Source organism: Bradyrhizobium sp. UFLA05-125, from assembly GCF_059803515.1.
This window is the reverse complement of record NZ_JBANBJ010000022.1, coordinates 19,517-41,627: the sequence shown is the minus strand read 5'-3', so window position 1 is coordinate 41,627 and position 22,111 is coordinate 19,517. Positions and strand designations below refer to the sequence as shown.

Genomic DNA, 22,111 nt, shown 5'->3' with positions numbered 1-22,111 from the left:
CGAGTCTCTCCGACGGAGAGGGATGCATCAACCCTAAGTCAAGCGTGTGCCGACATCAGCCAGTATCGTCGGATCACGCTGACGATCGCGACGACGAAGAATGCCAACACGACGCCCTGGACGACGGTGAACGGCAACTCGGCTGGGGGCACGCTTGGCGACAGCGCATGCAGCGCCGGCACTTTCAGGAAGGACTGGATCACCAGCACGAATACGTTGAGATAAAGCGAGACCAGCGCGGTCAGCGCGTAAATCCAGCGCCAGGAGCCGGCGAGCTTCATGCCGTAAAGCGCAAAGCAGGCGATCGCCAGCAGAACCAGCGAGAGAATGCCGATCATATGGGACGGCAACAGCTTTTCGAACAGCAACGGTGGAATCAGAAACCCCGAAGCGCTCGTCAGGATGGTGAATGCAAGGAAGATCGCGGTGAGACCCGGCATCCGCTTCGAGCCGAGCATCCCGAACATCACGATCAGGCCCGCCACGATGGCAATCAGGCTGATGATCACATGGACCATCGTGAACATCGCCAAGCTCATACCCAATATCATGACAAGTCTCCGAAGCAGAGCACATGGTTCTGGCAGTCGCCGGAGCTCGGCGGCCTGCCGTGATGAAGGTCAATGAGCTGGGCGGGCTCCCGACCGCCGCGCGCTCATGCATCGCAGCAAACATCTATCAATTTGCCGCTGGCTTCATGTGCTTTGGTTGTAACAACTACTGTGCGGGCACGAGCGCCGGCGCGCCCTTGTTCTTGATCAAGACCACCAGGAATTTCGCTGGCTTTGTATCGCTTGCGTTCCGGTCGACGACATGAACGTCGTTTGGACCTTCGTAGAAGCTCTGTCCTGGTGTCAATGTCACCGGTTGTCCGCCCTTCACTTGCATCACGACGGAGCCCTCCAGCACGTAGACAAACGCATGGGCATTGTGCCGGTGAATGGCGCTCGATCCGCCGGGCGCATGCTCGACCGTGATCATCAGTGCTTCCCTGCCGGGGCTTTCCGGAAGATCCTTGGACATGAGTGGCGTGACCTTAGGCTCCTCAGCCACCGCCGTGCCGGTCATGAAGCACAGCAGAGCCAACGCAGCGAGTTTGTTTGTCATAGTCGCCTCTTTCTTTCGTTGTTCGAGGCCCGCTCGTAACAGAGCGGGCCTACTTGCGATGCGGGATCAGGCCGCTGCCTGTGAGCGGCGGATCCATTCGTCCAAACCGATGCGGCCGAGGCGTGCCTCGCCCAATGGCACCAGCGAGTGCTCGTCGACCCGGCCGCCCCAGTATCGGGCCTCGGGATCGCTCACGACCTCGCGCGGGTCGCCAACCGCCTTCAGGTAGCGGGCAATGATTTTGTTGAACGGTGCGCGCTCCGGGCCGGCGATCTCCACGATGCCGCTTCGCGGCGGCGCGAGTGCCACGTCGGCAACATTGGCAGCAACGTCATCCGCCGCGATCGGCTGGAACAAGATCGGCGGGAGCCTGACTTTGTTTCCATCCGAACTTGAATCGGCGATGCCGCGGAGAAATTCCAGGAACTGGGTCGCGCGGACGATCGTGTATGGGACGCCGGATGACTTGATCAGTTTCTCCTGGGCGACCTTGGCGCGGAAATAGCCATTGTCTGTCCGGTCGGTGGCGACGATCGATAGTGCAACATGGTGCCGGACATTCGCTGCGACCTCCGCCGCGAGCAGGTTGCGGCCCGAGGTCTCGAAGAACTCCAGCACCGCCTTGTCTTCGAATGAAGGCGAATTGGCGAGGTCGATCACCACCTGTGTGCCCGCCATGGCCTGCTTGAGCCCCTCGCCGGTGATGGTGTTGACACCGCTTTGAGGCGAGGCGGCCACAACCTCGTGGCCGCCCCGGCGCAGAATGGCGACGGTCTTCGAGCCGATCAGGCCAGTGCCGCCGATCACGACGATCTTCATGTTTGATTCTCCGTTGTCACGAGACGCTTGATTTCTGTGTTGCTGCCCTGACCCAGCGAGCGGTCAGTAGTCCCAGATGGCCGGGACCCAACGAAAGGCGTCACCGGCGACCGCCACATGGCCGACGGACGGGAACGGCATATGAGTGGCCACCAGCAGTTCGCGGTTCGCAGCCAGCTCCCGCAAAAGACGGACTCGGGCGCGGGCCGCCTCCTCGGGGTCGTGTTCGAAGCCGTTGTGCCAGTCGGGGTGTTCGAACCCGACCGTGAACACGAGGTCGCCGGCGAATGTCAGCCGGTCGCCGCCGGACGCCACGCGGACCACGCTGTGCCCGGGGGTGTGGCCGCCGGTGCGACAGACTTTGACCCCCGGCGCCACCTCGCACTCGTCCTCGAACGTCCGAAACTTACTGCGGTACTCCTTCAAGAACCGCTTGGCCGATTGCCGAAGCGCATCCGGGAAACCTTCCGGCATGGAGACGCGGGAGAAATCGGGCGCCTCCCAGAACTTGACCTCGGCGGCCGCCACGTGGATCCGCAGGTCCGGACGCAGCCTCTCCTTCACGCCTTCGACGAGCAGCCCGCCGACATGGTCCATATGCATGTGGGTCAGCACCACGTCGGTCACGGACGAAAGATCGATGCCGGCGGCCTCCAATCGGTGGACCAACTGTCCGGCCTTCGGCAATGGGAACTCCACCCCCATCCCGGCGTCGACGAGGATGGTCCGGCCGCCGCTGCGCACCACGACCACGTTCAGCGCCCAATCGAACGCGTCCGGCGGGAGGAAATTGTCCTTTAGCCAAGCCGCCCGGGTGGCCGGGTCGGCGTTGTGCGCCAACATCGCGCCTGGCAACGTTAATACGCCATCGCTGACCACCAGCACGTCGATGTCGCCGATCTGCAGCGCATACCGCGACGGAACCAACTCGTCGGGCCTCGGTCTAACGGAGTTCGAGGTGTAGTCCAGGCTCATGTTTGTCTCCTCCTGAGTGTTGCGGATCATCTCATTCATCTTGAAAACTCCTGCGTTCGACCTTCGCGCTTGATCGCGGGCCGCGCTTCCCGCGTGGGAAGCGTGGTCAATGCTGGTGAGGTGTTCAGAGACCGGTGACACGCTCATTGCTGGTCTGTCACTGTGATGGTCTATCGAACTTGACCTGCGACTGCGCCAGAGCGATTGCCGTCACTATAGAGCGATTGCTGCTATCGCATGCACCTCCGCCAAGCGGGCAAGCGGATATGCCGTCCGATTGTGACCGAAACGACTGTCTGTGAGGCGCGCCGCACCCACCGAGGGCAAGCATATGTCGCACGCTTGGATGACTACGGCCGCTTGACGGACGTGCGTTCGCCACCACAGACTGGCCTCTACAGGTGGCATTGGGGCCCCGTATGTCAGACCTTTCGGACGTCACCAGGAGGCTTGTGGCTGTCTTCGCGGCAGACGTGGAGGGCTACAGCCGGCTCATGGGTGTCGATGAGGTCGGGACGCTCAAGGGTCTCACTGAGCGCCGCGCGATCCTCGATAGGCTCATTGGGGAGCACAGGGGCCGCATAGCCAACACGGCGGGTGACAGTGTGCTCGCCGAGTTTCGCAGTGCGGTGGACGCCGTCCAGTGTGCCGTGGATGCGCAGGTCGCCTTAGCCGAGGCTAACGCCAGCCTCTCGCCTGGTAGCCGCATCGCCTTCCGCATGGGGGTTCATATTGGCGACGTGATGGTCCGGGCTGGCGACTTATTTGGGGACGGCGTGAACATCGCCGCTCGCATGCAGTCCATTGCCAAGCCCGGAGGCGCGTGCATCTCCGGTGCGACATATGAACAGGTGCGCAAGGTCCTGCCGATGACCTTTGTGGACCTTGGTGTTCAGCAGGTGAAGAACATCCAAGAGCCGATCAGGGCCTATGAGGTGGGTGCGCCGAATGTCGAGGCCGAGACCCCGCCTCCGATACCAGATAAGCCCTCCATCGCCGTGCTGCCGTTCGAGAACATGAGCGGCGATCCCGAGCAGGAGTATTTTGCCGATGGGATGGTCGAGGAAATCATCACCGCGCTGTCGCGTTTCAAATGGTTGTTCGTAATCGCCCGCAATTCGAGCTTCACCTTCAAGGGCCAAGCCGTCGATATAAAGGAGGTCGGACGCAGGCTCGGCGTGCGCTACACCCTTGAGGGGTCGGTACGCAAGGCGGCAGAAAGGGTTCGTATCACAGGCCAGTTGATTGATGCTGTGACGGGCGCGCACCTATGGGCGGACAGGTTCGAGCGTGACCTGACCGATATTTTCGCTCTGCAGGACGAAGTCACCGTCGCGGTTGTCTCGGCCATTCAACCAAGATTGCTGCAGACAGAAATTGCTATGGCCACCCGGCGGCGACCGGAGAACCTCACCGCCTACGATTTTTTTCTGCGCGCGATGTCGCAGTTTTACCTGACGACCCGCGAAGGGTTGGCAGAGGCGATAAGGCTGGCTCATCGCGCTTTGGCGTTGGACCCAGGGTTCGGCCTGGCCGCTGCCCTCGCAGGTGCCGGTCACATGCAAAACGTCCTTTTGGGCTATGCGGTCGATCCTCAATTCGACAGGGAGGAGGCAATTCGGCTTCTTCGCTTGGCATTGAGCATCAACGATGATGATCCGGATGCGATAGCAGTGGCTGCGGTGACATCGGCTTACATGGTCGGCGATCGTGAAAGTGAAATTGAAATGGCTGACCGGGCGGTCGAGCTCAACCCAAATTCATTTGTGGCATGGAGCTGCAGAGGCCAGGTCTATAGAATTGCAGGGTTGCCCGAGGAAGCGATTCCCAGCTTTGAACGGGCCATTCGCATGAGCCCGGTAGACCCGCGGCTGCACCTGATGCTTGCTGGTATGGGGCAGGCCCTGATTGAGCTTCGTCGCTTTGACGAGGCTATCGCCGCGGGGAAAAAAGCCCTTCGTCAGTTGCCCTCCTTTTCGGGGGCTTACTGCTGCCTCGCGTCCGCTTTAGCCCATCTCGGACGTGACGCTGAAGCTCGCGAGGCGGCAGCGCATTTGCTTGAGGTCGATCCCGACTTCACGATATCGGCTTGGATCGCCCGGGGTGGCCAAACAAACGCGACGCTTATGTTGGAAGGGCTTCGGAACGCGGGGTTGCCCGCATGACCCCGGCCTTTGCAACCGGGTGCACCGCGCCAGATCTGCCACGTATCCGCTGAACTTCAGAAGACGTCTCCGTTTTTGTGACGGATGGCTGATTGGCTTCGGGGCGCAGCGCGGTCCGGCCGCCGTCGACTGAGATCGCGATGCCGGTGATCTGCGGCTCCTCGGCCCGAGGTGACTGCGCAGGGTGCATATACCGGTGCAGGCCGATCTTGATCGTAACCAGCACGGGTGCGGCGAATACAAAGAGCAGAGCGACCGCATTGAACGCCGTGTCAAAGGCGATCACGGTGGACTGATCGATCACCGTCCGGTCCAGGAGACTGATGGCGGCCCGGCCGGCCATCGCGTCCATTCCTCTTGTGGCGAGCATCGCCGCCGTCGCGGTCAGCCGCTCGCCGACGGCAGGAACGCCTGATATGACGTTGGCGCCGAGCACGGTCAAATTGGCGGCGACGTTGTGCTCGATCAACGTCTCTAGGCCAGCGACGCCAACGAGACCGCCAAGCAATCTCCCCGTATTGAAGAGACCGATGCCGGCCGCGCGGTTGCGTTCGTTGAGGTCACCGAATGCGATCAGGGTGATCGACAGGAATAGGCAGCCAAGGCCGAGGCCCCGCAACAGGATGGCGGCCATCATGTCGTGCGCGCCGCTTTCACTGGTCGAGCCGGACAACATCCACATCGCCACCATGATCATCAGGATGCCGAAGGGAACCGTGGCGATCGGAGGAACGCGACGAACCTGCATCAGAAGTGCGGCGGCCAGGAGGGTGACAACGAAGAACGCGCCGCTTGGCAGCAAGAGAAGCCCGGCGTCGGTCGGCCTGAAGGCGAGAACGGATACGGCAAAAGACGGGATCAGGAATGCGCTGCCGAACAATGCGGCGCCAGCGACAAGACTGACGACGAAGGCGAAGCAAAAATCTTCGCAACCGAACAGGGTGAAGTCGAGCAAGCCGCGGCCCCTGATCAGCACTTGCTGGCCAAGAAATGCCAACAGAGCGGCTGCGCCGATCACGGTCAGCCAGAGGATGCCGGGTTCGGCGAACCAGTCCCATCGGCTGCCCTGGTTGAGGACATAAGTGAAGCAGAAGAGTGCGACTGAGATCAGTGTCAGCCCGATCCAGTCAAACGGGCGGCGCACCTGCGCAACGGGCTTCGGGTTGTCAGCGATCAACAGCAGGCCGGCAGCCGCCAGCGCCACCGGGACAACGCTGAAGAAAATCCACGTCCAGGACCGGGCATCGATCAACCATCCTTGCAAGGCAGGAGCGATCGTCGCGGGAGCGACGACGGATCCCATCGCAAACAAGGCTTGCAGGAGTGGTTGGTGGGATCGCGGATAGGCGTGAAAGATCATCGCCTGGCCTGCGACCAGCAGGATGCCGCCGGAGAAGCCCTGCACGATGCGGAGCGCGATCAGCAGGTCGAGCCGGGGTGTGACGATGGTAATGCCGCAAGTGGCGCCCATGATCAGCGTTGAGCCGATGATCAGGCGGCGCGGATCGACACGGTTCATCAGCGAGGGAGCGGTCATGAAGGCGATCAGTTTCAGCGCGGTGTATCCGACGTCGAGCCAGGCAAACTCATCGGGCGTTACATGGGTGTCGCCGATGATGTAGCCGCGCCCGAGCGACAGGACGGTGCCTGCGATCGCCTCCGTCAGCGTGGCCAGCACGATGCCTGCGACGAACAGGGCTCCTGCCGCAGATCGCTCGGCGCGCGGCGCAAAGGCGATGACCGCGCTCATGAGCCACTCTCCCGATCGATGTCGACGCGCGCCGACAGGCCCGGTACAAGCCGGCCGGGCAAAGGATTGTTGGTGAAGCGGATCTTCACTGGCACGCGCTGAACGACGCGAACGAAGTTTCCCGTTGCATTGTCGGCAGGGAGCATGCTGAAGGCGGAGCCGCTGCCGGGCGCAAAGCTGTCCACCACGCCGTCAAGCGTCGTGTGGCTGTAGCCGTCGACGATGATGCGGACGCGCTGGCCGGGCCGGATATGCTCGACCTGGGTCTCCTTGAAATTCGCCACGACCCACACATCCCTGACCGGAACGATATCGAGCAACGAGGCGCCCGGAGCGACAAGGCGGCCGATGCGGACCTGCCGGTTGCCGATGACGCCGTCGACCGGTGCATGCACGATGGTGTTGTCGAGATCGATTTGCGCAAGATCGCGAGCGGCCTCTGCCTGCGCCACCGCAGCCACGGCGGCTTCGCGCTGGCTGGCGAGGACGGCGATGCGCTGCTTCTGGGCCTCAATTGTTGCCACCGCCGCGGCGACGGCCGCCTCTGCTTTCGACAGCGCCGCGTCGCTTTCATCGACCTGGGCCTGGCTGACGGCATTGGTGCGGATGAGTTCGCGGCGACGATCGGAGGCCTTGGTGGCCAGATTCATCTCGGCCGCGCTCGAACGCTTTTGCGCTTCAGCCTGCCGGATAAGGGCATGCTGAAGCTGGATCTCAGCATCCACATTGGTGAGACGGGCTTCCGCGGCGTCGACATTGGCTACCGCCTGCGCGAGCCGCGCGCGGTAGTCCCGATCGTCGATCCGGAACAGAACGTCACCCGCGCGGACGCTCTGGTTGTCCTGCACTTCCACGGCGGTGACGTAGCCCAAAACCTTTGGAGCGAGCGAGGTAACGTCGCCTCGGATGTAGGCGTTGTCGGTCGAAGTCTCGCTTGAATTGGCATAGGCCCATCCGCCGGCCACGACCGCGACGGAGCCGAGGCAGAGCCACAGTCCGATCATTCTTTTCGTGCTGAGATGCGTCATGACGTCCTCCGATTATGACCGCCGATGCCTATCTGAACGGGCCGCGCTTCCGTGGCCCGGTTCGCGCGAAGGGCTCAGAAGAAGCCAGTCACATCAGTCACATGCTCCGGATCTGCCGAGGCCAGAGCGGCGGCACGCTGGGCGCGCGGCGGGTAGATCCAGACGGTGTTGATCTCCTGCTTGGTCTTCTTGGCGACGTCGCCGACCATCGCCACCTCGCGCCCCCAGCCACGCGTGAACAGCGCGCCGGCTTCGCCGAGGTCGAGGCAGGTGACGTAACCCTTCTGATGGTAGGGCCTGGTCGGAACACCCAACAGTTCCGCCGCAGCGTTATTGCCGGCAAAGGCGCCCATTCGCGTGGCGTGCTGGCATGACATCAGCGCGTAGTTGCCAACATCGTCACATGCGGCGCGGGCGGCGTCACCGGTTGCGAACACGCCAGTCACTCCTGGCACACGCAGGTCGCGGTCGACCAGCAACCGGCCAAATTTGTCGCGTTCGGCAGCAATCTGCTGCGTTAACGGCGCGGCGCGAATGCCCGCCGCCCAGATCACGGTCTCGGTTTCGATGTGCTCGCCGCTGACCAGCGTGACGCCGGATTCGTCGAGCGAGGCGACGCAGGCACCCAGCCTCGTCTCCACGCCGAGCTTGCGCAGCGCATCCTCGATGATGGGGCGCGGGGCTTCGCCCATATCGGGTGCGATCACGGTGTTCCGTTCGACAATGATGACGCGGGGCTTGGCATTCTTGCCGAAAATCTCGCGAAGCCGCTTCGGCATTTCGGTTGCCGTCTCGATGCCGGTGAAGCCACCGCCGGTGACGACGACCGTGTCACGCCCGTTCACGGCCGGCCGGCCGGGGAGGCTGTGCAGATGCTTGTCGAGGGCAACCGCATCATTCAGCGAGTCCACGGAAAAGCCGTGCTCGGCAAGGCCGGGGATATTCGGACGGAACAGCCGGCTGCCGGTGGCCACGACGAGGCGGTCGTAGGAGAGTGTCTTCCGGGTGCCCTTGGCGGTAGCGATCTGCACCATGCGGGACTTGGTGTCGACCGTTTCGGCGCTGCCTTGCACGTAGACGACGTCAATGGCCTTGAGGACGTCAAGCAGCGGCGCCGTCAGTGTCTCGGGCTTCGGCTCGTAGAGTCGCGGGCGAACCACCAGCGTCGGCTCCGGAGCAACCAGGGCGATTTCGAGTTCCTCTGGCAAAACGCCGTGGATGTCGCGCAGACGAGCGGACGAAAGTGCAGCGTACATTCCGGCGAAGCCGGCGCCAATGATAACTAATCGCACGTGATCAACTCCTCTGTTTGAACCTCCCGGGCTCACGCGCGTCATCACGGCCGCTCTCCGTCCGGGAGAGCTTCTTGCATTCGACAACGACGCGAAGACGTGAAGCGAAATTGCTAGTTCTCAACGGGCCTGGCAGCCCGGCATCGACGACAACGGCAGCGACCAGCCGTGGCGAAAGGAGATCGGCTGGGCAGTGTTCGGGTCCCGGTCGGCGTAAGGAAGCCGAGCGCCACCTCCGGTCATGATGGACATCAGCGGATTGGTCATTTGCACGGATTGCGCAGGAATTTCGACCTGCTCGCCGGTTGCTGAGGTGAAGCGAACGGCCAGCGAAAGTCCGTACACGAGTGCGGTGGCTATGGCCCTCCGCCGCGGTGCGATAGCAAGGAGGGCGACATGAGTGTTCCAGGTCATCGTTGTCTCCGTCCGTCGTGCATGGGGCACCGTGATGGTCTAGCGGATCGGAGCTGGGGCTGCGCCAGAGCGATTGCCGTACCTGTAGAGCGATTGCTGTTAACGCCTGCGAGGAGCAACCCGGGTAGCCAATTCCCTGGTCATGCGATCGCAGGAGGGTAGCTCGCTTCGACGGTCCAGGAGTCCTTCGGCTGGCTGTACAGCCGCCAGAAGTGTTCGGCCACCGACGAGGCCTCCTGTGAGTCGGGGGAAACAAAGGTGCAAACAGTCACCGTCGCGACGTGAATTCCCTTTTCTCGGAACGGCTCGAAAAGTCCATGAGCCAAAGCGCGAATCCCGGCCTTGCCGATGCTGATCGAGAGATAGTCCGGGCTGGGAGCGAGTGCGAAGCCACCTCCCGTCAACAGGATCGCGCCGGACCTCTGCTCCTCCATCTTCGGGGCGACCGCCTGAGCGGCGACAAGCGCCCCTCCGATGTTCACGGCAAGATCGCTGTGGAAGCTTTCGCGCGGCTGTTCAGAGAGGGTCGCCTTGCGCGCGGATGCGGCGTTGTAGTGCAAGACGTCGATTGAACCGTGCTGCTTCTCAACCTCTGCGACCAGTTCCGCGACGCTCCTCGGATCACCCGCGTCCACTTTGCGCGCGTTGGCCCTGTAGCCTTTCTTTACGAGCCTTTCGGCCAGCTCTTGCGCCTTGGCGACGTTCCGAGCGGCCAAAACCACTTGGAAACCCTCTTTGGCAAAGCGTTCGGCGGTCGCCAAGCCCATTCCCGGGCCCGCTCCGATGCTGAGAAATGTCTTCATCTCCTGATTCCTTTCGACGCTGCACTCGATATCGGTGATGCCATCGTTGCCGAACTTATCCACGCTACGGGCGGACCACACAGTCCGTCACAGCCGCCTGGTGCCTTTCAACATTCACATGTTTGGTAAGCACCTCGCATTTGGCATTCGCCAGGCCAGCGTCGGCGCAGGAGGTGTTCACCGCATGCGTCTTCGCCAGTCACTCGGCGTTTCACCGGTCAGCTTTCTGAACGCTGCGGCGAAGGCGGTCTGGGAGGAATAACCGAGCGCCGCTGCGACCGAGACGACCGACACATCGGTGTCACGCAGCATGTTCATGGCCTGCTCGAGCCGGTGCTGGCGCAGCCAGGCATGCGGCGACAATCCGGTGCTTTCCTTGAAAGCGCGGCAGAAGTGGAAGCGCGACAGGCCCGCATCCGCAGCCAGCGCGGCAAGCGATAGGTCCGCGTCGCTGTCCGAACGCAGGCGTTCGATGGCACGCCCCAGCGCCTTGGGCGACAGTCCGCCCATGACCGGCTGGATCGTTGCGGGTGAGCCGCCGTACGCCGTGAGCAGGCGCGTCGCCAGAAGATCCGTCAGTTGGTGTCTGAACAGCGCATCCAGCGCTGCACAGCCTTCCAGGGTGTCGGCCGCGCTCAGGAGCAAGCGGGATGTAATGGGGTCAGGATGCGCAGTGCGCTCCACAAGGTCGCCTGGAGCGGTTGTGCCGGCTTCGTGGGCAACGCGATTGAGCGTTGCCTGCGGTAGATAGAGCTGAAGGACACTCAAAGGCTGGTAGATGTCCCATCGTGAGGATGAACCGGCCGGAATGACCGTCACAGTCCCGGGACGTGTCATTCCATGTACAAACGCTTTACCGTCACGGCGCTCGAACTTCACTGGCTCGGCAGGGAATGTCATGATGACGTGGTCGGCCATGGGCCGGACGACGTCGTGCAGGGGATCATGCCTCCAGAAGGTGATCACGCCGCTGGTTGGGTCTGAAGCCATGCGCAATGGCGCCATCTTGAGCACGCGCGTCATCTCCGCATCGGCGTGAGGACACTCGCCGATAGGCAAATCGTGCTGCTGCGCCTGCGAAGTGTCTCGCTGATTGTTCTGCGAATGATCGCGCAAGACTGGCTTGCTGCTCATGGATCTGTCCTCGCCGTTGAGGGGCATTTCGTTGAGCGTTCGGCATGCGTTCTAGGCGCTCAACGGGTTCGACGTCTTTCCCAAAGCGACGGTGCTTTGCCTGATCATGCTGCAAGCCGCCATCACACGCCCCTCTGCAACCGAATTGCAATCGAGTGCGGCGAACGGTCGCGGCTTGCTGCTGTCGAACTGAGTTGCGGATGCTACACCGAGCGACGCTTCGCGGATGGACAACAACACTGACACTCTTTTGGGAGAGCTATCGACTCCGTCACAAGTGATGCCGCGGTGCCTCAATGGTCTCGTTCCGAAGCGGCGGTGCTTTGTCTGATCATCACGCTCTAGAAGAGGCGCGCGTTCATAGAAGGGTGCGTTGCCCTTCCATTCACTGAAGCAGAGGGCTGACGCTTTCGAACAAAGTCTTGAGCTTTGTGTCACTATTTGTGGCGGCGCAGCCTAGTCCCCTGCTCGCAGTCGGCCGCGTTCTGTTCGGCAAGATCGCGGGACTACTTTGCATACATTTTATCTCACTTCTCCCTGAGGAATAGCCGACATGGACGGCGTCGCGGGCCGCGAAAGCCCGCAGCGATTGGCGCGAGGCGCATGCGTTAGCAGCAATCGCTCTACAGGTACGGCAATCGCTCTGGCGCAGTCGCAGCTCCGATCCGCTAGATCATCAGGGTGCCCGCATCCAATCGGACGGAGAAAGAAGATGATCTGGAAGAGCATCGTCAGTCACCGTGGGATCGCACCGGCTTCTGCGCGCTGGTCCGCAATGTCAGGTCTTGCCTGCAAGACGGTTGAGACAGTCTCCGACTTTGCCAGCGTCGTGCACAGCCTGGTTATGGACGTACGCGACTGCTACCGGCCCGAGCTGCACTACATGCGAGGCCCCGGCCCGAAATGGCGCGCGAAGCATCAGCACTGGCTAAGAGTCGATTCTGAAGCTGTACTGCCGGTCGAGCAGCATCAGTTGTCGCCTGTGTATGTCAGCCAGCGCGGCCGCCCGAAAAGCCATAGCCGATAATATTCCGCATAGCTCCAGCTGAGCCGAACTGGGATCGTCAGTCGCCGGTCCGCACGAGCTACGAGGTTAAGCGTACCTACCCGCTCGCCAAAACCGCCGACGCAAACAACGACTCGTCCAGGAAACATCGGAGACCCGCAATGTCGAAGCTAGAGATGCTTACGCCGCAGAACAGCGCCATCGCCCTGATAGATTATCAGCCTGCGATGTACCAGGGCGTGCAGTCGCACGATCGACTGGTCGTCTTCAACAACATCCAGGTTCTCGCCAAAGCGGCCAGGCTTTTCAAGATTCCGACTGTGCTGACGACGGTCGCCAAAGACTCGTTCTCCGGCCCCTTCATGCCTGAAGTGACCGAACTGTTTCCGAAGCATGACATCATCGATCGTACCTCGATGAATTCGTGGCTTGATCCGAATTTCCGCGAGGCCGTCGCGTCCACCGGACGGAAGAAGTTCGTCATCGCGGGTTTGTGGACCGAAGCTTGCGTGATGTTTCCGACGCTCGACATGATGCAGGAGGGCTTTGAAATCTATATTCCCGCCGATGCCTGCGGAGATCTTTCAGTCGAGGCGCATAACCGCGCCATGGACCGTGCGGTCCAGGCGGGCGCGGTTCCGATCACGTCTCTGCAATACGTCTTCGAGCTGCAACAGGACTGGGCGCGCTCCGAAACCTATGAGGGCGTGATGGACATCCTGCGCGCCCACTCGCCCTACGGGATCCAAGTCCGCTTCTCGAAATGGGCGCTCGGCGAGCATGCGTCCGAGGCGCGCACCAAAGCCGAGTGACGCCGGGGCATGAAGATCTTTTTCGATCACTCGGTGCGGGGGACCTTGCCGAGGGATCAGGTACCTCTGTTCAAGGACAGTGAAGGTGGCAAAGCAATCCGCAACTACGCTGATCCTACTTGTGGAGCGGCCCGCCCATTTCCCGCTCATGGCCCGCCGTCACGCGCGCGCGGTATTCGCCCGGCGACTCGCCGAACCAACGATGGGTGGCGCGGAAGAACGTGCTCTGGTCGGCATAACCCACCAAATAAGCGATCTCGGAAGAGCTCAGCCGCGTATCGGTCAGATGATGCTGCACAAGCTCGCGCCGCGTTTCGTCGACAAGCTTGCTGAACGACGTGCCTTCGCTGGTGAGACGGCGCTGGAAGGTATGATCGCTCATATTGAGCGCCGCGGCGATGGTCGAGCGCGACGGCGCGCCGTCCGGCAAATGACGCACGACCGCCTCGCGCGCGCGACGGCTGATCTCGGCCTTTTCCAGCCTGCGCAACGCCTCCAAGGCGATGCGGTCGTGTACGTCTGCAAGTTCGGGGGCGGCAGTCGCAAGCTTGCAGGCCAGATCTTCGCGGGAGATGAGCAAGCCGTTGAATGCCGCGTTGAACCGCAGTGGCGCACCGAAGGCCTCGTCATAGGCCGCAAGCGAGGTCGGCGCCTTATGCATGAAGGCGACAGAGAGGGGCTTGATGGGGCGACCGAGCATCCAACGGCAGAAGGTCAGCATGATCAGCGCCATGTAGTCATAGCGTTGACGGGGAATCGGAGTTTCGTTGCCAAAAAGCTCCACGCGCGTCCACTTGCCGCCCTTTGCCGGCTCGAAACTGATCGTGGAGGCACTGCTGACAACACCGTTGTAGCGGATCAGCCGTGCAAGGCCGGTCTCGAGGTCTGGACTCGACATCATGGCATAGCCGACGAGCCCGTAGTGGTCGGTCCGTGGCGTGTCCGGGGTGAACAGGCCGACGTCCGGATTGCCCGAGAGTTCGGCGGCGATCGTCCAAAGCCTGTTGATCCCCTCGGTCGGCCAGCGAAAATCGCCATGCTCCAGATTTTCGATGCGAAGTCCGGCTTGTGCGAACAACGCGACCACGTCGAGCCCCTGCGCGGAAAGCGTGTTGGCGACACCGCGCATCCAGGCCGACGAGGTCGTTCGCTTGTTCAACATTTCCTATGGCGTTCCCGAGCCAGTCGTTTGGCTCTCCCGGATCATTGTTCGCAGCAGCCCCTTCCTTCATATCAGAGCCACACAATTTCCGACTGCACGACGGCAATCAAATCTGAAGAGCACAGGAGCACCAAATGACTCATATTCTTCCCAGCGGCGGTGGCAAGGCCCTGATCAATGTCGACGATACGGCCTTGTTGTTACTCGATCACCAAACCGGCCTCTTCCAGACGGTCAAGGACATTACCGTCGCCGAGCTGCGCGCCAATGTGATGGCGCTCACCCGGATCGCCACCCTGCTGAATATCCCGATCATTACCACGGCTTCCGTGCCAGACGGACCCAACGGTCCGATCATGCCGGAGATTGCCAAGCTGGCGCCGCAGGCCATCTACGTGCCGAGGCAGGGCGAGGTGAATGCCTGGGACAACGAGGCCTATGTGAAGGCGGTCCGAGAGACCGGCAAGAAGACCCTCATCATGGCCGGCGTCTGGACCAGCGTCTGTGTCATGTTCCCGGCGCTCGACGCCAAGGCCGCAGGGTTCAACGTTTATGCGGTGATGGACGCCTCCGGCGATCCCACGGAATTCGTCTCACGCACGACGCTCGCGCGTTTCATCCAGAGCGCCATTGTGCCGACCTCGACCAACGCGACCATCAGCGAGCTCCACCGCACCTGGCGACGTCCGGAAGGCGCAGAAATCGCCGATATCTACACCGTGGCCACTCCGAACTACCGCGCGGTCATGGAGAGCTACGACAACGCAAAGCGCGTCGGTTCGTCGGGCAAGCAGGCAGCCTGATGCAAGGTTGACGCGTCGCATCTGCCGCCGACGGAGAACCGTCGGCGGTAACCCTGAAGAGGAAGCGTCATGAAAATCTATGTCCTGTCCCTTGGTGCCGGCGTCCTCGTCGGCGTGATCTACAGCCTCCTCAACGTTCGCTCGCCGGCTCCGCCGCTGGTGGCGCTGGTAGGCCTGCTCGGCATCCTCATTGGCGAGCAGGCGATCCCCGTCGCCAAGCAAGTGATGGCGGGCTCGGGGCTATCTACCGCCTGGCGGCAGGCGAAATGCGCGCCGCATATGTTCGGAATGCTGCCCGGGCGGCAGGCCGGCGGTGAAACGTCAAGCGTCAGCGCGGCGGAGAAGGCATCATGAGCGTTCCCGATATCATCTTCCACCGCGGGCTCTTCACCACGCTTGACCGCACCAATCCAGTCGCCAGCGCGGTCGCCATCAAGGACGGTGTGTTCACGGCCGTCGGCCATGACAAGGACGTGCTGAAGCTGGCTGGGCCTTCGACCAGAATCATTGACTTGAAGGGACGCAGCGTTCTACCGGGATTGATCGACAATCACCTCCACATCATCCGCGGCGGGCTCAACTTCAACATGGAGCTGCGCTGGGACGGCGTCTGGTCGCTCGCCGACGCGATGGCCATGCTGAAGAAGCAGGTGGCGATCACGCCGCCGCCGCAATGGGTGCGCGTCGTTGGCGGATTCACCGAACACCAGTTCGCGGAGAAGCGGCTGCCGACCATCGACGAGCTCAATGCCGTCGCGCCCGATACGCCCGTTTTCATCCTGCACCTCTATGACCGCGCTATCCTGAATGCCGCCGCGCTGCGCGTCGTGGGCTACACCAGGGAGACCCCCGCGCCGCCGGGCGGCGAAATCGTGCGCGATGCAAAGGGCGATCCGACCGGGCTGCTGCTCGCAAGCCCCAACGCCAGTATCCTCTACGCGACGCTTGCAAAGGGACCAAGACTGCCGTTCGACTACCAGGTCAATTCGACTCGCCACTTCATGCGCGAACTCAATCGTCTCGGGGTCACGGGCGCGATCGATGCCGGCGGCGGCTTCCAGAACTATCCCGAGGACTATGCCGTCATCCAGAAACTCTCCGACGACGGACAGCTCACGATCCGTCTGGCCTACAACCTCTTCACCCAGAAGCCGAAGAGCGAGAAGGCCGACTTCCTGAACTGGACCAGGACTTCCAAGTACAAGCAAGGCACCGACTACTTCCGCCACAATGGCGCTGGTGAAATGCTGGTGTTCTCCGCCGCCGATTTCGAGGACTTTCGCGTTCCGCGCCCCGACATGCCGCCAGAGATGGAAGGCGAACTGGAAGACGTCGTACGCATCCTCGTCCAGAACAAGTGGCCTTGGCGACTGCACGCGACCTATGACGAAACGATCTCGCGCGCGCTCGATGTGTTCGAGAAGGTCAACCAGGACACGCCCTTGGAGGGTCTGCACTGGTTCTTCGATCACGCCGAAACCATCTCCGACCAGTCCATCGACCGCATTGCCGCGCTCGGCGGCGGTGTCGCCGTGCAGCACCGGATGGCTTATCAGGGTGAATATTTCGTCGAGCGCTATGGATTTGGCGCGGCCGAGGCAACGCCGCCGGTGAAGAAGATCCTGGACAAGGGCGTCAAGATATCTGCCGGCACCGATGCCACTCGCGTCGCCTCCTACAATCCCTGGGTCTCGCTCGCTTGGCTCGTCACCGGCATGACGGTGGGCGGACTGCGCCTTTATCCGCAGCGCAACTGCCTCGACCGTGAGACCGCGCTTCGGATGTGGACCGAGAACGTGACCTGGTTTTCGAACGAGGAAGGCAAGAAGGGCCGCATCCAGGTGGGTCAATTCGCGGATATGCTCGTCCCGGACAGAGACTTTTTCGCCTGTGCCGAAGCCGACATCGCGGACATCACGAGCGACCTCACCGTCGTCGGCGGCCGCATCGTCTACTGCGCTGGAGACTTCAAATTACTTGGTGACGTCGGCCCGCCGCCGGCGATGCCGGACTGGTCGCCGGTGCGCAGCTTCGGCGGGTACGGCAATTGGGTCGGCTCGGACGGCAAGGCTCGGGCGGTGAGAGCATTCGCCATGCAGGCTTGCGGCTGCGCCAATGCTTGCGCGATGCACGGCCATGATCATGCCCGTGCCTGGTCAAGCAGGCTCCCGGTTTCGGACCTCAAGGACTTTTGGGGTGCTCTCGGCTGCGCCTGTTGGGCGGTGTGAGATGAAGCCGAGGACCGACACTCCGTGCTGGACCGCGGCCATTCTTTCCTGGCCGTGGCTGCTGCCGATCTCGAGAACCGCGCTGGTCTCGGCCTTCCTGATAGGCGGGATCCAGAAGCTCGTTGATTTCAACGGCGCAGCCGCGGAGCAGGCACATTTTGGCCTCGAGCCGGCGTGGCTCTGGGCCATCGCGGCGATCGTTGTGGAACTCGGCGGCTCTGCGCTAGTGATTTTCGGATGCTTCGTCTGGCTTGGTGCCGGCGGCCTGGGCATCCTGACTGCAGTTGCCATGCTGGCTGCAAACAATTTCTGGGCCATGGACGGCCACGACCGCTTCATGGCCTTGAACTCTTTCTTCGAGCATCTCGGCCTGATCGCAGGCCTGGTGCTCATCTCCGTGCTTTCCCTGCGCGAACACAGCGCACTCCAGAAGCGAGGCTTCCCATGATTGGCGACCGTCATCTGATCAAGTTCCTGCTCGTCGCGTCGCTGCTCGGTGGCGCATCTGCAGCCGTTGCAGAGGACTTAGAGCACCAGTCGGCTTCCCAAGTCGGCGTCGGTGCGCAATACGACACGACCCACGTCTATGTGGCGTCCGAGGATGTCGAGAAATTCGTTTCCAGCTTCCTCGCCACCTTTGGCGGGCAGAGCACGAAGCAGGTCGTCGCCACGGTGACACCGACGCCCAGCAGCACGACATCGCAGCTCCTGCAGACACCGGTCGGCACCGTCTCCCTGTTCGGCTTCAAGACGCCGATACCCTATCCATTCGGCGCGGAGCGGACCGGATATCTGGTCAGCGACATCGATGAAGCGATTGAGGCTGCCAAGGCTGCGGGCGCCGACGTTCTGGTCGCCACGTTTCCAGATCCGATCGGCCGCGACGCGGTGATCCAGTGGCCGGGCGGCGTGAATATGCAACTGTACTGGCACACGACGAAACCGTCGTACCCGCCGTTCGAGACCATACCCGAAAACAGAGTCTATGTATCTCCGGAGCGGGCCGACGGGTTCACGCGCAGCTTCCTCAACTTCTCCCACGGGAAGGTCGTTTCCGACGACGCCAAGGCGGCCGGCATTGAGATCGGCCGTCCCAAGGACATCTATAGACGCATCCGCATCGAATCCGTGTTCGGCAAGATGACCGTGTTTGTCACGGAGGGACATCTGCCATACCCTTACGGCCGCGAACTCACCGGATACGAGGTCGCCAACTTAAAGGATACGCTGGCCAAGGCGACAGGATCCGGCGCCGCGATCCTCGTCGCGCCGTTCGCGTCCGACCAGAGGGATTCCGCGATCGTACAATTCCCCGGCGGCTACGTGGCTGAAATTCACTCGCTGACAAAATAACATTCATCTATAAAGATCGCTGAATGCAGCCTCTGCCCGGTGTTGCTGCCCATGGGAAGATCTGGACTGAACAGCACTGGCATCCTGGCGCGCGCTCCAAGCGCGGCGTGGTTTCTTTGCCTGCTTGCGTCTTACTCGGCAGCGTTTGCCGAAGATGCGGCCACGCGCCCGGACATCAAAACAAATCGCTGGCAGGAAGACTGGTCGGTTCTTGCGAATCCCGCGCTTCGGACCGACTGGTATGATCCGATCAAGTACATCCCTATCCAGCCGGGCGATCAGCACAGCTACGTCTCTTTCGGGACGACGCTTCGCGAACGCTTCGAAAGCGTCAATGCGCAGAGCTTCGGCGTCGGCGGCACCAGGCCCGATAACTATCTTATCCAGCGGCTCCAATTTCACGCCGATTTCCATTTCGACGAGCACTGGCAACTGTTCGTTCAACTCGAGGACGACCGCGCCTTCGGCAAGAACATCATCACTCCGGTCGACCAGGATCCGCTGGACCTGCGGCTTGGGTTCCTCGCGTACGTAAATGCAACCGAGGCAGGGACCTTCAAGGCGCGGGTCGGACGGCAGGACTTCGACTTCGACCTGCAACGCTTTGTCTCTTCGCGGGACGGACCAAATGTACGCCAGTCGTTCGACGCCGTGTGGGGCGACTGGGAAAGCGGTCCCTGGCGCTTCATCGGCTTTCTGAGCCAGCCGGTCCAGTACGACCTCATATCTCCCTTCGATGATACGTCGAATAGTCACTTTCGCTTTCACACGCTACGTGTCGAGCGACAGGTGCTGGGGACCAACGAACTATCCGGGTACTACTCGTTCTATCAGAAGGATAACGTTCGATATCTCGACGCCAGCGGCGATGAAAAGCGAAACGTCTTCGACGTTCGGTTCGCTGGAAAACTCAACCAGGTCGATTGGGATCTCGAGGCGATGGGCCAGACCGGCGTCATCGGTGGCAAGGATATCAGCGCGTGGGGCGCCGGCGCCCGTACAGGCTATACCTTTGCCGGAGTTCCCTGGCAGCCGCGAATCGGGCTGCAACTTGATGGAGCGTCCGGCGATCATCATCACGGCGACAAGGTGCTGGGCACCTTCAATCCGCTATTTCCGAACGGCTACTACTTCACGCTCGCCGGCTTTACGGGCTACGTGAACTTGATCCACCTCAAGCCGTCCTTGACGGTCAAGCCGATCACCAACCTGTCTATCATGGGCGCTCTGGGCTTTCAGTGGCGCGAGACCACCGCCGATGCGATCTACGTGCAGCCCAACATCCCGGTCGCGGGCACGGCCGGAAAGGGCAATACCTGGTCGGGCGCGTATGCGCAGCTTCGAGTGGATTATCGGTTTGACGCCCATCTGACCGGCGCCTTGGAGGCCGTCCACTACAAGATCGGAGATACGATCCGGCAGGCCGGCGGCCACGACAGCGATTATCTCGGGCTCGAGCTGAAGTATTCGCTGTGATGGCGGCTGGCGCGCAAAACCGGCTTCTGCTGCCACTGCTCCTGAGCTGCACGGCTGGCTACGTCGACACGGCGGGCTTCCTTGCACTTCAGGGGCTCTTCACGGCCCACGTGACCGGCAACTTCGTCACCCTCGGCGCATCGCTTGTTCTTGGGACATCCGGTGCCATAGCTAAACTTCTGGCACTGCCGGTGTTTTGCACTGTGGTGATCGCAACAAGGCTATTAAGCTCGCTGCTATCGCATCAGCTGCGCGCCGTCTTCGAAACGATGCTCGGTCTCGAGATCGCCCTTCTGGTCGCGGGAGCCACCCTTGCGGTGCGATTCGGTCCATTTCGCGATGGCGATAGCTGGCAGGCCATCGTTACAGGTATGGTGCTGGTCGCTGCTATGGCAATCCAGAATGCCACTCATCGTATCTATCTGGCCGGTGTCCCGCCCTCGACGCTGATGACCGGCACGACGACGCAAATCATGATCGATCTGGCCGACCTGGCTCTCGGGAGAAATGAGAAAAACCAACCCAATGATCGGCTGAAAACTATGGGCATGAACGTCCTGGTGTTCGCCTTGGGCTGCGGCGCGGCCGCTCTTCTCTTCATGCAATTTGGCGTATGGTGCTTCGTAATTCCGCCGATCTTAGCTGCCCTCTGCCTTATCGCTCGCGTCGCCGCACCCGCGGATCAGTGAGCTCGCCGTGCCGCCACAGATCCCTCCAAACTTGGCGGCTTCCCGCACGAGGATGTCGATCAACATTTTGGCGGGCATCTCCCGGGCAAGCGCGGCTGCCTGGCCTGACCAGAGCGGCGTGAAGTCGGTGCTCCCACCCTGCTCAGCCGCAGCACGCAGCGGCGGCAGTTCGCCCATGGGCAGCGGAAAGTCCGGCGCCGCGTCCGACCAGGGACCGATCTCGACGGCGAGGCGATTGACGAGAACCCTGGCCGGCCGCCCGGAGAACACGTTTGTCAGGACAGTCCGGTTCACCCGCGCATTTCGCAGGGCCTCGCGATAGAGCGGGGGCGTTGCCGATTCGGCACAAAGCAGAAAGGCAGTCCCCATCTGCACGCCGGCGGCTCCGAGCGCGGACGCCGCCGCGATCCCTCGCCCATCCCCGATCCCGCCGGCAGCGATCACGGGCACGCTGACGGCGTCGGCGACTTGTGGCACCAGGGCGAATGTACCGGCCTGCGAGGCGACCGCGCGCTTGTGGTCGGAATCGAGGAATATGCCTCGATGTCCTCCGGCATCGTACCCCTGAGCGATGATCGCATCGGCGCCATGCTTTTCGAGCCAGCATGCTTCGTCGACCGTCGTCGCCGATGAGATCACCTTGCAGCCTGATGCCTTGACCCGATCGACCAGCCCGGACTCGGGCAAGCCGAAATGAAAGCTCACCACCTCCGGCCTGACCTCCTCGATCACGGCGCACGCGGCGTCGCCGAACGGAGCGAGATCTAAGCGCGTCAGCGTTGCGGCATCGATACCCAGTTCGCGATAATAGGAGGAGAGCTTCTCATGCCAGGCACGCTCGCGAGCGGCGTCCGCCTTTGCCGGATCGTGGCAGAAGAAATTGAGGTTGATCGGTTTCGGTGTTGATCGTCGGAGCTCCGCGACGCTCCTCGCAACGAGCTCCGGCGTCATGATAGCGCAACCGATCGAGCCGAGACCGCCGGCATTTGAGACCGCAGCCGCAAGGTCGACCGTGCCCAATCCCGCCATCGGCGCCAGCACGATGGGATGCTCGATCCCAAACAGTTCAACAATCCGTCGGTCCGACCACATGAC

At 62.0% G+C, this 22,111-nt stretch carries 22 protein-coding genes; 10 read left to right on the top strand and 12 right to left on the bottom strand.

What is annotated here, in order from left to right; all coding sequences use genetic code 11:
- Positions 1–38: 38 nt before the first annotated feature.
- The 4 genes from SO156_RS20515 to SO156_RS20500 form a co-directional block, all read right to left on the bottom strand.
- The gene (locus SO156_RS20515; RefSeq protein WP_498536053.1) at positions 39–551 is read right to left on the bottom strand and encodes a hypothetical protein; all 513 of its coding nucleotides are present in this window, start codon (positions 549–551) and stop codon (positions 39–41) included.
- Positions 552–717: 166 nt separating this feature from the next.
- Positions 718–1,107: a cupin domain-containing protein gene (locus SO156_RS20510; protein ID WP_458143742.1), complete on the bottom strand. Its 390-nt coding sequence runs from the start codon at positions 1,105–1,107 to the stop codon at positions 718–720.
- A gap of 66 nt (positions 1,108–1,173) precedes the next feature.
- Positions 1,174–1,926: an SDR family oxidoreductase gene (locus SO156_RS20505; protein WP_498536052.1), complete on the bottom strand. Its 753-nt coding sequence runs from the start codon at positions 1,924–1,926 to the stop codon at positions 1,174–1,176.
- Between the two features lie 63 nt (positions 1,927–1,989).
- Positions 1,990–2,940: an MBL fold metallo-hydrolase gene (locus SO156_RS20500; RefSeq protein WP_498536051.1), complete on the bottom strand. Its 951-nt coding sequence runs from the start codon at positions 2,938–2,940 to the stop codon at positions 1,990–1,992.
- A 380-nt stretch (positions 2,941–3,320) separates the two neighbouring features.
- Here SO156_RS20500 and SO156_RS20495 point away from each other — a divergent pair, with 380 nt between their 5' ends.
- Complete coding sequence (locus SO156_RS20495; RefSeq protein WP_458143747.1) at positions 3,321–5,066, top strand: adenylate/guanylate cyclase domain-containing protein; 1,746 nt, start codon at positions 3,321–3,323, stop codon at positions 5,064–5,066.
- Here the strand turns inward: SO156_RS20495 and SO156_RS20490 are convergent.
- From SO156_RS20490 to SO156_RS20465, 6 genes are all read right to left on the bottom strand, one after another.
- Positions 5,026–6,816 (bottom strand): MFS transporter, encoded by a 1,791-nt coding sequence (locus tag SO156_RS20490; protein ID WP_498536050.1) that lies wholly within the window; start codon positions 6,814–6,816, stop codon positions 5,026–5,028. The two genes, SO156_RS20495 and SO156_RS20490, sit on opposite strands and share 41 nt — an antisense overlap.
- Entirely contained in the window at positions 6,813–7,844 is a 1,032-nt protein-coding gene (locus tag SO156_RS20485; RefSeq protein WP_498536049.1) for an HlyD family secretion protein, read from the bottom strand. The genes SO156_RS20490 and SO156_RS20485 overlap by 4 nt, the downstream gene beginning before the upstream one ends.
- A gap of 74 nt (positions 7,845–7,918) precedes the next feature.
- Positions 7,919–9,136 carry an NAD(P)/FAD-dependent oxidoreductase gene (locus SO156_RS20480; protein WP_498536048.1) on the bottom strand — a complete coding sequence of 406 codons (1,218 nt, stop codon included), beginning with the start codon at positions 9,134–9,136 and terminating at the stop codon, positions 7,919–7,921.
- Positions 9,137–9,256: 120 nt separating this feature from the next.
- Positions 9,257–9,550 (bottom strand): hypothetical protein, encoded by a 294-nt coding sequence (locus SO156_RS20475; protein WP_498536047.1) that lies wholly within the window; start codon positions 9,548–9,550, stop codon positions 9,257–9,259.
- A gap of 140 nt (positions 9,551–9,690) precedes the next feature.
- Positions 9,691–10,416, bottom strand: coding sequence for an SDR family oxidoreductase (locus SO156_RS20470; protein WP_498536046.1), 726 nt, complete (start codon positions 10,414–10,416; stop codon positions 9,691–9,693).
- Positions 10,417–10,530: 114 nt separating this feature from the next.
- A complete protein-coding gene (locus SO156_RS20465; RefSeq protein WP_498536045.1) occupies positions 10,531–11,514 on the bottom strand; it encodes a helix-turn-helix transcriptional regulator in 984 nt (327 codons plus the stop codon).
- A 685-nt stretch (positions 11,515–12,199) separates the two neighbouring features.
- Here SO156_RS20465 and SO156_RS20460 point away from each other — a divergent pair.
- Both SO156_RS20460 and SO156_RS20455 read left to right on the top strand, forming a co-directional pair.
- A complete protein-coding gene (locus tag SO156_RS20460) occupies positions 12,200–12,514 on the top strand; it encodes a hypothetical protein (protein ID WP_498536044.1) in 315 nt (104 codons plus the stop codon).
- A gap of 140 nt (positions 12,515–12,654) precedes the next feature.
- The gene (locus SO156_RS20455) at positions 12,655–13,305 is read left to right on the top strand and encodes a hydrolase (RefSeq protein ID WP_458143760.1); all 651 of its coding nucleotides are present in this window, start codon (positions 12,655–12,657) and stop codon (positions 13,303–13,305) included.
- Between the two features lie 115 nt (positions 13,306–13,420).
- On the opposite strand, the gene SO156_RS20450 is transcribed toward SO156_RS20455, so the two are convergent.
- The gene (locus SO156_RS20450) at positions 13,421–14,467 is read right to left on the bottom strand and encodes an AraC family transcriptional regulator (RefSeq protein WP_458143762.1); all 1,047 of its coding nucleotides are present in this window, start codon (positions 14,465–14,467) and stop codon (positions 13,421–13,423) included.
- A gap of 134 nt (positions 14,468–14,601) precedes the next feature.
- Between SO156_RS20450 and SO156_RS20445 the strand changes: the two genes are divergently transcribed.
- The 7 genes from SO156_RS20445 to SO156_RS20415 all read left to right on the top strand — a co-directional run bounded on the left by SO156_RS20445 (position 14,602) and on the right by SO156_RS20415 (position 21,016).
- Positions 14,602–15,270, top strand: coding sequence for an isochorismatase family protein (locus SO156_RS20445; protein WP_498536043.1), 669 nt, complete (start codon positions 14,602–14,604; stop codon positions 15,268–15,270).
- Positions 15,271–15,339: 69 nt separating this feature from the next.
- Positions 15,340–15,624, top strand: coding sequence for a XapX domain-containing protein (locus tag SO156_RS20440; protein ID WP_498536042.1), 285 nt, complete (start codon positions 15,340–15,342; stop codon positions 15,622–15,624).
- The gene (locus SO156_RS20435) at positions 15,621–17,498 is read left to right on the top strand and encodes an amidohydrolase (RefSeq protein WP_498536041.1); all 1,878 of its coding nucleotides are present in this window, start codon (positions 15,621–15,623) and stop codon (positions 17,496–17,498) included. The genes SO156_RS20440 and SO156_RS20435 overlap by 4 nt, the downstream gene beginning before the upstream one ends.
- Before the next feature lies 1 nt (position 17,499).
- The gene (locus SO156_RS20430) at positions 17,500–17,946 is read left to right on the top strand and encodes a DoxX family protein (protein ID WP_498536040.1); all 447 of its coding nucleotides are present in this window, start codon (positions 17,500–17,502) and stop codon (positions 17,944–17,946) included.
- On the top strand, positions 17,943–18,851 hold the full coding sequence (locus tag SO156_RS20425) for a glyoxalase (protein WP_498536039.1): 909 nt from the start codon (positions 17,943–17,945) through the stop codon (positions 18,849–18,851). The genes SO156_RS20430 and SO156_RS20425 overlap by 4 nt, the downstream gene beginning before the upstream one ends.
- A gap of 51 nt (positions 18,852–18,902) precedes the next feature.
- A complete protein-coding gene (locus SO156_RS20420; protein WP_498536038.1) occupies positions 18,903–20,327 on the top strand; it encodes an alginate export family protein in 1,425 nt (474 codons plus the stop codon).
- Entirely contained in the window at positions 20,327–21,016 is a 690-nt protein-coding gene (locus SO156_RS20415; protein WP_498536101.1) for a YoaK family protein, read from the top strand. The genes SO156_RS20420 and SO156_RS20415 overlap by 1 nt, the downstream gene beginning before the upstream one ends.
- On the opposite strand, the gene SO156_RS20410 is transcribed toward SO156_RS20415, so the two are convergent.
- On the bottom strand, positions 20,966–22,108 hold the full coding sequence (locus SO156_RS20410) for an NAD(P)H-dependent flavin oxidoreductase (protein WP_498536037.1): 1,143 nt from the start codon (positions 22,106–22,108) through the stop codon (positions 20,966–20,968). The two genes, SO156_RS20415 and SO156_RS20410, sit on opposite strands and share 51 nt — an antisense overlap.
- Positions 22,109–22,111 lie beyond the last annotated feature (3 nt).